The following is an 11,102-nucleotide window of genomic DNA, read 5'->3' on the forward strand; positions in this document are numbered from 1 at the left end:
AGCTTCTGGGAAAAATCAGAAGGTTTCCAAATGAAAAAACTCCTGATGAATTGTTTCTCATCAGGAGCAGCTTTTGATATGTAGGGAAAAAAACCTTAATATGAATTAAGATAGTTTTGAATTTTCCGTCCCAAAGCACAGGAGAGGCAAATTTTTATAATATCTAAAGGGATGAAAACTAGGGCTCCCATGGGTAGGGTGGAAAGGAAAGAGGCATTTGTAACTTTAGCTAGCCAAAGAGTCCCTATGGTATAGGTAACCAGTGTGCCTAGCAAAGCCCCTGCCATTTGCAACATTGGGGAATCGGGAAACTTTCTTACAAAATAAGCGCTGATGGCGACTAAAAAAAGATATCCCACCAAATAGCCGCCGCCAGGACCTGCAAATTTAGCGAAACCAGCAGTATATCCGGAAAAAACCGGAATGCCAACAAATCCAATAAATAAATACAAGGCAGTTGCCGCAATTGCCTGCTTTGGTTTTAAAACATAGGCAGACAAATAAAGGGCAAAGGTGCATAGTGTTAACGCCACTGGGCTAGAAGGGATTGGAATGCTAATGGGTGCTAAAATACAAATGATTGCGGTCATGAGTGAGATTGTTGTTAATTCTTTTGTTCTCATTGTAAACTCCTTTTCAGTTTTTTAAAAGGATTGTAAACTGAAAAAGAAAGGTTTGTCAACTCAAACGAATAAAAAGGTTTACAATTTAAATTTAAGAAAAAGTTTATGACGAATACAAAAATCTATGATAAACTTGATATAAGCTTTTTGTGAAAGGATGATTTGATGAGCAGAAAATGTATACATTGTGGTCAAAATGTGGGAGAAGAAGATGTTTATTGCATAAACTGCGGAAATAAATTAAACAGAACTGAAAATAAAAGTGAAACCCCTCAAACCCAAAAGATTATGAAGAATGACATTTATGCCCCCCTTTCAGTGGGAGATTATTTGTTTATCGGTTTCATATTAATGATACCAGTGATTAATATCATTGTATTTTTGATTTGGGCTTTTGATAGATATAGTAATGTGAATCGAAGGAATTTGGCCAAGGCAGGGCTGATTTATTTGGGTATCTGCGTTGTTTTACTTACCATTTTGGGGGTTGGTATGTTTCGTGCGGTGCAGTTGGATCAAGAGTATTATCCTGATGATAGATACTATGAATACGATAGAGAATTCCCTGATTTCGACGAATGGACCCAGCTCCCCTTTGACGCAAAGGAGACCTAAGTGGAAATTTTTTTGCATATTTCCCGAAAAATAATTCAATTTTGGTGTTTATGTAATTATGAGACAAAGATACTTCGGGTGTAAAAGAAGAGACGAAAACGAAAAAATGAATCAGATGATTTTTATTACATTATTATAATGAAGGAAAAACAACTTATATTATTTTTACAGAGAGATGCATGTTAAGGAAGATAGAAGTTTTAGTGTGAATGAATTTCGGCAGGAAAAAAGGTACGATTTTTTTTCTATATACCTACAATCAAAACTGCGAAAAGGAAAAGATAAGTTATTTTTAAAGCTGTTAAATTTTTACTCAAGATGTACTCTTCTTTTTTATAAATTGGAGACTGGATAATTAGATAAGGTAAAAAAGGGTTAAAAAATAATGAATGCTTTAAAAGAGAAATAGCTAAATGAAAATAAGTTTTATAGGAAAAAAACTATTATTTCGGATGCAAATCTTTTTAGTAGTATTGACTATGAGTTGTATGACAATAAGAAGGGAAAACATTTTGCTTCCATGCGAAATATATTGACATAGAAAAGACAATAGTGTAAAGTAAAGAAGGACAAAAAAGCTAGAGTTGCACATACCTTTGGGGTATTGTGTACTTTTTTAAAGTATATATCTTGCATACTAAATATTAGTCAGTTTTCATTTTATTATGTTTATTTGGGCAAATAAATATGAGAGAATATCGGCAACAAGGAAGAAAACAAGGTATATGTGCTTATAGAAGTACAATTTGCAAAATGGCTTTTTGTGGTTTTTTTTATGATAATTTCGCTAAAAAATACGGCGGTATTACCATAAAACGTGGCCGTTTTTTATGGAATATTTATTAACAAATGAGTTGACAATTTTTAAACAAAAATGTTATATTCATGATGGACGTGCGAAAGGCATTTTCTTATTGTGCAAGCGATATTGAAATGTAATTGAACGTTCCTGCGGCAACGTTAAGAAGTAGCAAGTGAAGTTGTAGGTTATTAAATAAAATGATTGATGGCCCGCATCGATTATTTTAAAATTTTTTAAAAATAGGAGGAATATTAAATGGATTTCAAATTAACAAAAACTCAAGTGCTTCAGCAAGAGTTGTTCAGAAAATTTGCTGAAACAGAAATCAAACCCATAGCAAAGGATATGGACGAGTCTGAAGAATATGATCAGGGCCTCGTTGCAAAGCTGCAGAAGGCTGGTATGTTCGGTATTCCTTACTCCAGAGAATACGGCGGCCAGGGCGCAGATGTTCTTACATATACATTGGCTATGGAAGAAGTATCTAAAGTTGACGCATCCACAGGTATCACTCTTTCCGTTCATACATCTCTTTGCTGCCCTTGTATCAATGAATTCGGCACCGAAGCTCAGAAGCAGGAATTCTTAAGACCATTGGTTGATGGCCATAAAGTTGGTTGCTTTGGTTTAACAGAGCCCGGCGCTGGTACAGATGCTTCCGGTGTTCGTACAGAAGCTATCAAAGATGGTGATGACTACATCATCAATGGTACAAAGATCTTTACAACAAACTCCGGCTTTGCTGATACATTCATTGTATTTGCTTTGACAGATAAGACTTTGGGACCTAAAGGTATGTCCGCATTTATTTTGGATAAGACAATGCCTGGCATTACAGTAGGTGAAAATATTGAACGTATGGGTATCAGAGCTGCTTCCAACTGTGAAGTTGCTTATGAAAACGTAAGAGTACCCGCAAGCAGATTGCTTGGTAAAGAAGGACAGGGCTATAAGATTGCTATGCAGGCACTTGCTGGCGGTCGTATCGGTATCGGCGCTCAGTCTGTAGGTATCGCTCAGGGCGCTATCGACGAAGCAATGAAGTACGTTAAAGAAAGAAAGCAGTTTGGCAAAACAATCAACAAGTTCCAGAACACACAGTTCAAACTTGCTGAATGCCAGACAAAGGTTGATGCTGCTAGATTGATGGTTTGGAGAGCAGCAACAGCAAAAGACAATCATGAAAATTTTGCTCCTTTGGCAGCTATGTGCAAGCTGTTTGGCTCTGAAGTAGCTAACGAAGTAACTAGAGTATGTGTTCAGCTGCTTGGTGGCTACGGTTACTGCCGCGAATACCCTGTAGAAAGAGCTATGCGTGACGCTAAGATTACAGAAATTTACGAAGGTACATCCGAAGCAATGAAGATGATCATCTCCGGCGCAATGAAGGTTTGATAAATAGTTTCTGAATCTAGATACGAAGCGAGATACTACTATATTTTGGAAGGAGAACAACTATAATGAAAATCGTTGTATGTATTAAACAAGTACCAGACACAGTTGAAGTTAAAATCGATCCTAAAACAGGCACCCTGATTCGTGATGGTGTACCTTCTATCATTAACCATGATGACAAAACAGGTATCGAGGCTGCTCTTCAGTTGAAAGAACAATTGGGTGGCACTGTAACAGTTGTATCCATGGGACCTCCTCAGGCAGACATTGCTTTGAGAGAAGCTTTGGCTATGGGTTGCGACGAAGCTTACCTTGTTTCCGCTAGAGAATTTGGTGGCTCCGATACATATGCTACATCCGGTATTTTGGCTGCAGCTTTGAAGAAAATTGGCTATGACTTGATTATCACAGGTCGTCAGGCTATCGATGGTGACACAGCTCAGGTTGGTCCTCAGATTGGTGAAAAATTGCAGGTTCCTCAGGTTTCTTATGTTGAAGAAGTTCAGGAAGCTACAGAAGAATATGTTGTTGTTAAGAGACAGTTTGAAGATGGATACCACATCATCAAAATCAAAACACCTTGCTTATTGACAGCAATCGCTGAATTGGCTACACCTAGATACATGTCCGTAAAGGGTATCGTTGAAGCTTACGAAAAAGAAGTTAAAACTTTAGGTTTTGAAGATTTGAAAGCTGAACTTGAACTTGACATGATCGGTTTAAAGGGTTCCCCTACAAACGTATATCAGTCCTTCACAAAAGAAGTTAAGGGCGCTGGTACAATTCTGAAAGATCTGTCCGCAGAAGAGGCAGTTCAGGCTATTATCGACAAGTTGGAAGCTAAGTTTATCATCTAATTTGCAAACAACTTTAATCGAGCAGAAAGAACTATATACTAAATTTGGAATATAAGGAGGAAACCCTACAATGAGTAAAGGTATTTTTGTAGTAATTGAACAGAGAAGCGGTAAAGTTCAGAACGTAGGTCTGGAACTTGTTGGCGAATCCACCAGATTGAAAGAAGACCTCAAGGATGAAGTAGTTGCAGTCCTGTTGGGTCATGAAATTGAAGGTCAGGTTGACAAACTTTTCCACTATGGTGCAGACAAGGTTATCCTTGTTGACAGCCCTTATTTGAAAGAGTATGTAACAGAGCCTTATACAAAAGCTATCACAGCTATCGTTAAGGAATATGATCCCGAAATCATGCTGTTTGGTGCATCTTCCATCGGCCGTGACGTGGCTCCTCGTGTAGCTAGCCGTGTAAAAACAGGTTTGGTTGCAGATACAACAGGCTTGAGAATGGCAAAGACAGAAGAAGAATATGCTAAGGAAGCAGCTATGGGCTGTGAAGATCCTACAAGAGCACTTCTTATGACTCGTCCTGCATTCGGCGGTAACATCATGGCAACATTGATGTGCCCTAGAACAAAACCTCAGATGGCAACAGTACGTCCTGGTGTTATGAAGAGAATTGCAAAAGACACAACAAGAACAGGCGAATTAATCAAATTCAACGTTGATTTTACAGACGCTGATATGAACGTTGAAATTCTTGAAGTTGTTAAGGCTGACAAGAAGGCTGTTGACTTGACAGAAGCAAAATTGATCGTATCCGGTGGCCGTGGTATTGGCGGTGCACAGGGCTTTGATTTAATCAGAGACGTAGCAGATGCATTGGGCGCAGAAGTTGGTTCTTCCAGAGCATGTGTTGACGCTGGTTGGATTGAAAAAGATCGTCAGGTTGGTCAGACAGGTAAGACAGTACGCCCTGACCTGTACATGGCTTGTGGTATTTCCGGTGCAATTCAGCACGTTGCAGGTATGGAAAACTCCGAATTGGTTATTTCCATCAACAAAAACGACACAGCTCCCATTTTCGAAGTTTCTGACTTGGGTATCGTTGGTGACGTTAAGGTTATCCTGCCTAAATTGGCTGATGCAATCAGAAAGTACAAAGTAGCAAAAGCTAACAACTAATTTAATAATGTATGTTCAAGAGCTTCCTTTGGTTTCCAAAGGAAGCTCTTTTTTTCGTTACAGTTTGATAGAAACAGATTTCCGGTAGTCAGGAAGAAATTTCCTGTTAGTTGCTCTTTTTAATCTTGAAAGGGTTTTACCTAAGAAAGCATTTAAAGCAATAATAAATAAGGTTAATAAGATTTGTTTCAAAATATAAGTGCTTTATGGGAATAATCGATTAACTCCTGTCCTGATAAAAGACTAATGAAGATTATAGAAACAATACGATTAGATGTAGGTTTTCTTATTTGTCATCCAAATTAGTTGCTGTAATTTGTGGTTTAAGGCATCATCTGATTACAGAAAAGTAGACAAAATAATAAAATTACAATATTGTACAAAATAACACATATTTTAAGTCATTATTTAAAGTTTAATGGTTAAAAGAAAGAAAAAAAAGTCATGCAATCTTAAAAATTTTTAATTAACGTAGGTATAATCCCGCAAAAATAGACATATTTCTTTACTTATGTTATACTAAAGATAATCTGAAGGAGAGGATTGAGCGGGAATGAATTTAATGGAGCTTGATTATGATGCGAAAATGTTATCCATACAACCGGATATAATTATAAGGGAAGCAAAGCCTTTTATGGAATTGATGATGGAGTGCAAATGTGCTCTGATGGAAGTGGAGACAAAGCTAAATGTTCTGAACGCTGAGTTTGCTTTAAAATACAATAGAAATCCTTTTGAGTCCATTAAATCAAGAATCAAAAGCCCCATGAGTATTGTTGAAAAGTTGAAAAGAAAGGGCTATCCCCTTACTGTAGAAAGTATGGAGAGAAACCTATTTGATATTGCTGGAATACGAGTAATTTGCTCTTTTGTAGATGATATTTATGCCATCGCCGCATTATTGGTGCAACAAGACGATATTACATTATTGGAAGCAAAGGATTATATAAAGAGCCCCAAGGAGAACGGATATCGTAGTTTGCACCTTATTCTAGAGGTACCTGTTTTCTTGGCAGAAAAGAAAAAACCCATGAAAGTGGAAGTGCAGTTTCGCACCATTGCCATGGATTTTTGGGCGAGTTTAGAGCATAAACTAAAATATAAGAAAGATATTTCTGATGCAAAAGAGATCTTTGAGGAATTGCAGGAGTGTGCTGATATTATTAGTAATATGGATTTAAGAATGCAAGAGATTCGAAACCGAATTGAAGAAAAAGAGGATACAAATGCATAATCTTTAAATCAGTGTTTAATCAAACCATCTTAGTCAAATTTTATAAGCTTTCTCAGATGGACATTTTAGATTAAATGAGGGAGAGACCGTGTATTTCTAAAGTATGTTAAGAAAAACTCAAAAAGTGATGTTTTTACTTACAAAATAGATTTAGTGTTCCTTCCTAAGCGTGTTGCATGCTTAATTCTAAAAAAACAACATAGGTACAATTGAAACAGATATATTTATATATCTGTTTTTTATTTTGCGAATTTTGGGGAGAAGCTGATGTTTTTGCGGAAGAAAAATGGAATAGCACGACAGCGTTTGACAGAAAGTGCAGGGCGAGCGTGGTATATTTTGGACAAGCAGAAAGTCTTTGGAGGAAAGCCAAAGAAACATGCCAGCGGATTTTGAATAAAAGGGAGGATACACAATGCGGCAGTATTATGACGGAGATATGAATTTGTATGACTATGGCGTAGATGAAGGAGCCTCAATTTTGCCAGAAAAAACAAAGCAGATGGGTGCACTGGAAAATCGAATACGAATCTACATTGAAGATTACGTGCATACATATTTATATCAATATGGCAAAAGCGGCGGGGGTAAAGAAAAAACAGCGGCCTTAGTGGGGCGTCACTTGGAGATTAACGGTGAGGAATCCGTAATTATTTCAGGCGCAATTCAGGGTAAGGGCACACCACAGAAAAATGGTGCAGAAGGTTTTAGCGAAGAAACATGGGAATATATTGGCAGTCAGATGGAAACCTATTTTAAAGGAATGAGCTTGGTAGGTTGGGCCCATTTGCAGCCTGGGTTTGGTTCTTTTCTGATGGCAAAGGACGAGCTATTTCATGAGGAATTTTTCAAGGAAAGCTGGCAAGTTTTATTTGTCATCGACAGCTTGGATAAAATGGATACATTTTATATATACAACGAGGAAGGAAGAGGATTAAGGCAGTCAAGGGGTTATTTTGTTTACTACGACAAAAATAAAGAAATGCAGGAATATATGCTGGACAACAGCACAGTATATCCAAAAGAGGATTTATCTGCCATGGCCGCAGAGGAATATTATCCGGAAGAGGAAATGGAGAACGGCTTAGAGCGTAAAAAGCGCAGGCCAAGACCGGAAGAACGAATGGATGCGGCAAAGGAAATACGACGAGTTTTACAAAACCGTGCAAAAGAGGCTGAAGAAGTACAAAAAGGAAAGTATACCATGCTGGCAGGAATAAGCGGCGCCCTCTGCGTTGTTTGTTTATGTATGGGCTTTGCCTTAATGAGTAATATGACCCGCTTGAGAAGCTTAGAAGGCGAAATTGTAATGGTGCAAAGCTCCTACCAAAAGCTGGAGGAGAGCATTGAAGGCGTTAAGGTGCAGGCGGCATTTGCGGCAGAGCCAAAGGTTCAGGAAGAACCAAAGGCAGAACCGAAGGCTGAAGCCAAAAAGGAAGTGGTTGAAACTTGGTACACTGTAGAAGCCGGCGACAGCTTAGGCTATATCAGCAGAAAATACTATGGTGATAATAGTGGTGTGAATAAAATCATCAAGGCAAATGATCTGGATAATGCAGATATGATTTTTGCAGGGCAGTCTCTATTGATACCGTAATCAAAGCTTTACATAGTGATTTTTATGAAAGGTATTGGGGAGTTACTTTTACCTAGGTTTGAAAGAGATTAGATTGGATTTTTCTTTTGGTATTAGCCGAATAATATACCCAAGGGATTTATTGATTCTTTTCATTAACATGCAAAGCCTATTTTAGTCTGCTCCAGATTGAGAAATAACTATACACCGAAAAGATCGGATATTATAAAAAAATGTTGCGATATCAAAAATAATGTGATACAATACTAATGCTGTTTAAAGTGGATAAGACTCAGAATAATGAGCAAAATATATAGGAGGATTTGAAATGACAACAATTGGTATGGTGTTAACAGGCATTTTAGCTGTTTTGGCAGTAGTATTGAGCGTAATTATTTTGATGCAGTCTAAGCGTTCTGCAGGCTTGGGCGCGATTAGCGGCGGTGGCAGCAGTGATACTTACTGGAGTAAGAACAAAGGTCATTCAGTAGAAGGCACGTTGGAGAAGTACACAAAAATTGGCGGCGCCCTTTTTATGATAATTGCTTTTGTGATTAATTTGGTTGGCTAAACGATGGGAGATGCAGAAGTGCATCTCTTTTTTTGCAAACAAATGATTTGGATAAAAATAGGAGGTATATATGGAATTGAATCATATATTGGAAGAAAGAAAAGAGAAAATTCTCGGTTATATAACAAGTGAAGAGTATATTCCCTTAAAGCGCAAAGAAATTCGTCAGATGCTTTCTGTGCCGGACAGCGATAGAGAGATTTTTGATGGATTGCTTGGCGAGCTCATCGCTGAGGGCAAGGTTGTGGAAACCAAAAAAGGAAAGCTTATGGCGCCTAAAGCCTTAAATATGTCCACAGGGGTTTTTACAGGTCATGCCAAGGGCTTTGGATTTGTGACCCCTGATGAAGGCGGAGCAGATATATTTATTCCTGCCAATGAAACTGGCAGTGCTATGCAAAAGGACAGGGTATTATATAAGGTAATAAACCAAGCAGAGGGAGACAAAAAAGCAGATGGCGTAATCATAAAGGTTCTGGAACGGGGCATTGTTCGCGTTGTCGGTCTATATGAACAAAGCAAAGGCTTTGGCTTTGTGATTGCAGATGACAAGAAATTCGCCAAGGATATTTTTATCGCTAAGGAGAATGCCAAGGGTGCGGTAAGCGGTCATAAGGTTGTTGTTGAAATCTTAAGCTATGGAGAGGAAAGAAGAAATCCGGAAGGAAAGATTGTAGAAATATTAGGTCACGTGAACGATCCAGGGGTTGATATTCTATCTGTCATTCGCCGCTTTGATTTGGCAATTGAATTCCCTGAAAAAGTTTATCAGGAAATTGAAAAGCAAGCAACAGAAGTTCTGGAAAAAGATAAAGAGGGCAGAGAAGATTTTCGAGACCTTCTTACCATTACCATTGATGGAGAGGATGCCAAGGACTTAGACGATGCTGTTTCTCTATCAAAAATGGAGAATGGGAACTATTGGCTAGGGGTGCATATTGCCGATGTAACCCATTATGTTCGTGAGCATACAGCATTGGATCAGGAGGCATACGCCAGAGGAACCAGCGTTTATTTGGTGGATCGAGTCATTCCAATGTTGCCCCATAAGTTGAGCAATGGTATTTGTTCTTTAAACCCTGAAACGGACAGACTAACATTAAGCTGTATGATGGAAATAGACACAAAGGGAAATGTGATTTCTCACAAAATTTGTGAATCTATAATTCATTCTAATTTTCGTATGACATATACGGCAGTTAGAGAAATTATTGAGGATAAGACCCCTGAGCTTTTGGAAAAATATGCTGAAATTGTGCCTATGCTAACATTGATGAATGAGCTTAGGCAGGTTTTAGGGGAAAAGAGAAAGAAACGAGGTTCGGTAAATTTTGATTTGCCTGAGTCGAAGATCATCTTAAATGAGCAAGGGAAACCCATTGAGATTCGTCCTTATGAAAGAAGTATTGCTACAAATTTGATAGAGGAGTTTATGCTGGTTTGTAATGAAACGGTTGCTGAAAATGCTTTTTGGCAAGAAATACCCTTCATGTACCGTACCCACTTGGAACCGGATGAAGAAAAGCTTAAGAAAATGGAACAATTCATTCGGGGCTTTGGATATTATTTAAAGAAAAAAGATGGTGAAATTCATCCTAGAGAAATTCAGAGGGTTTTACAAGAGGCAGAAGGGACAGACCAGGAACGTATCATTACCAGAATGGTTTTGCGTAGTATGATGCAGGCTCGTTATGCCGCAGATAATCTTGGGCATTTTGGGCTGGCAGCAAAATATTATTGCCACTTTACTTCGCCAATACGTCGCTATCCTGATTTGCAGATTCATAGACTTTTAAAGAAGATGCTTCGTGGTGAGTTAAATGAGACTCAATCTAGGGAATACCATAAAAAGATGCCGGACATGGCTCTGCATTGCTCAAGGCGGGAACGAATTGCCGATGAGGCTGAGCGGGATACAGACCAGCTGAAGAAGGTAGAATTTATGTCGGATAAAATTGGTCAAGTATTCCAGGGCATTATCTCCAGCGTAACCAACTGGGGAATTTATGTGGAGTTACCCAATACCATAGAGGGAATGGTAGCGCTAGCGATGTTGGATGATGATTATTATGAATTTAATGAAAAGAGTATGATGGTCTTTGGTAAAAGGACAGGAAAAAGCTACCGTTTGGGAGATAAAGTGACGGTTGTTGTATCCAAGGTATCAAAAGAGTTAGGAACCATTGATTTTTTATTTGAAGATAGTGCAGAATAAAAAGAGGGCCTGTATGCGAGATTTTCGCATGCAGGCTTTTTTGTTCGCTTTAGCTTGACAAAACCACCGGCTATGCCGGTGGTAGGAAAGG

The 11,102-nt window shown here is 38.4% G+C and carries 10 protein-coding genes; 9 read left to right on the forward strand and 1 reads right to left on the reverse strand.

The window, feature by feature from the left end:
• Nucleotides 1–95 precede the first annotated feature (95 nt).
• Nucleotides 96–623 carry a biotin transporter BioY gene (locus tag NE558_RS13395; protein WP_256150647.1) on the reverse strand — a complete coding sequence of 176 codons (528 nt, stop codon included), beginning with the start codon at nt 621–623 and terminating at the stop codon, nt 96–98.
• A 165-nt stretch (nt 624–788) separates the two neighbouring features.
• Here NE558_RS13395 and NE558_RS13400 point away from each other — a divergent pair, with 165 nt between their 5' ends.
• The 9 genes from NE558_RS13400 to rnr all read left to right on the forward strand — a co-directional run bounded on the left by NE558_RS13400 (nt 789) and on the right by rnr (nt 11,011).
• Nucleotides 789–1,238, forward strand: a complete 450-nt coding sequence (locus NE558_RS13400) for a hypothetical protein (RefSeq protein WP_256150648.1) — start codon at nt 789–791, stop codon at nt 1,236–1,238.
• A gap of 1,057 nt (nt 1,239–2,295) precedes the next feature.
• Nucleotides 2,296–3,435 (forward strand): acyl-CoA dehydrogenase family protein, encoded by a 1,140-nt coding sequence (locus NE558_RS13405; protein ID WP_256150649.1) that lies wholly within the window; start codon nt 2,296–2,298, stop codon nt 3,433–3,435.
• Between the two features lie 65 nt (nt 3,436–3,500).
• Nucleotides 3,501–4,292: an electron transfer flavoprotein subunit beta/FixA family protein gene (locus NE558_RS13410; protein WP_256150650.1), complete on the forward strand. Its 792-nt coding sequence runs from the start codon at nt 3,501–3,503 to the stop codon at nt 4,290–4,292.
• A gap of 70 nt (nt 4,293–4,362) precedes the next feature.
• Complete coding sequence (locus tag NE558_RS13415) at nt 4,363–5,415, forward strand: electron transfer flavoprotein subunit alpha/FixB family protein (RefSeq protein ID WP_256150651.1); 1,053 nt, start codon at nt 4,363–4,365, stop codon at nt 5,413–5,415.
• Nucleotides 5,416–5,977: 562 nt separating this feature from the next.
• A complete protein-coding gene (locus tag NE558_RS13420; RefSeq protein WP_420314601.1) occupies nt 5,978–6,649 on the forward strand; it encodes a GTP pyrophosphokinase in 672 nt (223 codons plus the stop codon).
• Between the two features lie 267 nt (nt 6,650–6,916).
• On the forward strand, nt 6,917–7,045 hold the full coding sequence (locus NE558_RS13425; protein WP_256150653.1) for a hypothetical protein: 129 nt from the start codon (nt 6,917–6,919) through the stop codon (nt 7,043–7,045).
• Between the two features lie 19 nt (nt 7,046–7,064).
• Nucleotides 7,065–8,246 carry a LysM peptidoglycan-binding domain-containing protein gene (locus NE558_RS13430; protein WP_256150655.1) on the forward strand — a complete coding sequence of 394 codons (1,182 nt, stop codon included), beginning with the start codon at nt 7,065–7,067 and terminating at the stop codon, nt 8,244–8,246.
• 307 nt (nt 8,247–8,553) lie between these two features.
• Nucleotides 8,554–8,796: a preprotein translocase subunit SecG gene (gene secG / locus NE558_RS13435; protein WP_256150656.1), complete on the forward strand. Its 243-nt coding sequence runs from the start codon at nt 8,554–8,556 to the stop codon at nt 8,794–8,796.
• A gap of 70 nt (nt 8,797–8,866) precedes the next feature.
• Nucleotides 8,867–11,011 carry a ribonuclease R gene (rnr, locus tag NE558_RS13440; RefSeq protein ID WP_256150658.1) on the forward strand — a complete coding sequence of 715 codons (2,145 nt, stop codon included), beginning with the start codon at nt 8,867–8,869 and terminating at the stop codon, nt 11,009–11,011.
• Nucleotides 11,012–11,102: the final 91 nt, after the last annotated feature.

The sequence above is a fragment of the Anaerotignum propionicum genome (genome assembly GCF_024461735.1).
Classification (GTDB): domain Bacteria; phylum Bacillota; class Clostridia; order Lachnospirales; family Anaerotignaceae; genus Chakrabartyella.

Coding starts and splice junctions, on each gene's coding strand:
- NE558_RS13395 (WP_256150647.1), bottom strand. CDS start 623: ATGAGAACAAAAGAATTAACAACAATCTCACTCATGACCGCAATCATT.
- NE558_RS13400 (WP_256150648.1), top strand. CDS start 789: ATGAGCAGAAAATGTATACATTGTGGTCAAAATGTGGGAGAAGAAGAT.
- NE558_RS13405 (WP_256150649.1), top strand. CDS start 2,296: ATGGATTTCAAATTAACAAAAACTCAAGTGCTTCAGCAAGAGTTGTTC.
- NE558_RS13410 (WP_256150650.1), top strand. CDS start 3,501: ATGAAAATCGTTGTATGTATTAAACAAGTACCAGACACAGTTGAAGTT.
- NE558_RS13415 (WP_256150651.1), top strand. CDS start 4,363: ATGAGTAAAGGTATTTTTGTAGTAATTGAACAGAGAAGCGGTAAAGTT.
- NE558_RS13420 (WP_420314601.1), top strand. CDS start 5,978: ATGGAGCTTGATTATGATGCGAAAATGTTATCCATACAACCGGATATA.
- NE558_RS13425 (WP_256150653.1), top strand. CDS start 6,917: ATGTTTTTGCGGAAGAAAAATGGAATAGCACGACAGCGTTTGACAGAA.
- NE558_RS13430 (WP_256150655.1), top strand. CDS start 7,065: ATGCGGCAGTATTATGACGGAGATATGAATTTGTATGACTATGGCGTA.
- secG (WP_256150656.1), top strand. CDS start 8,554: ATGACAACAATTGGTATGGTGTTAACAGGCATTTTAGCTGTTTTGGCA.
- rnr (WP_256150658.1), top strand. CDS start 8,867: ATGGAATTGAATCATATATTGGAAGAAAGAAAAGAGAAAATTCTCGGT.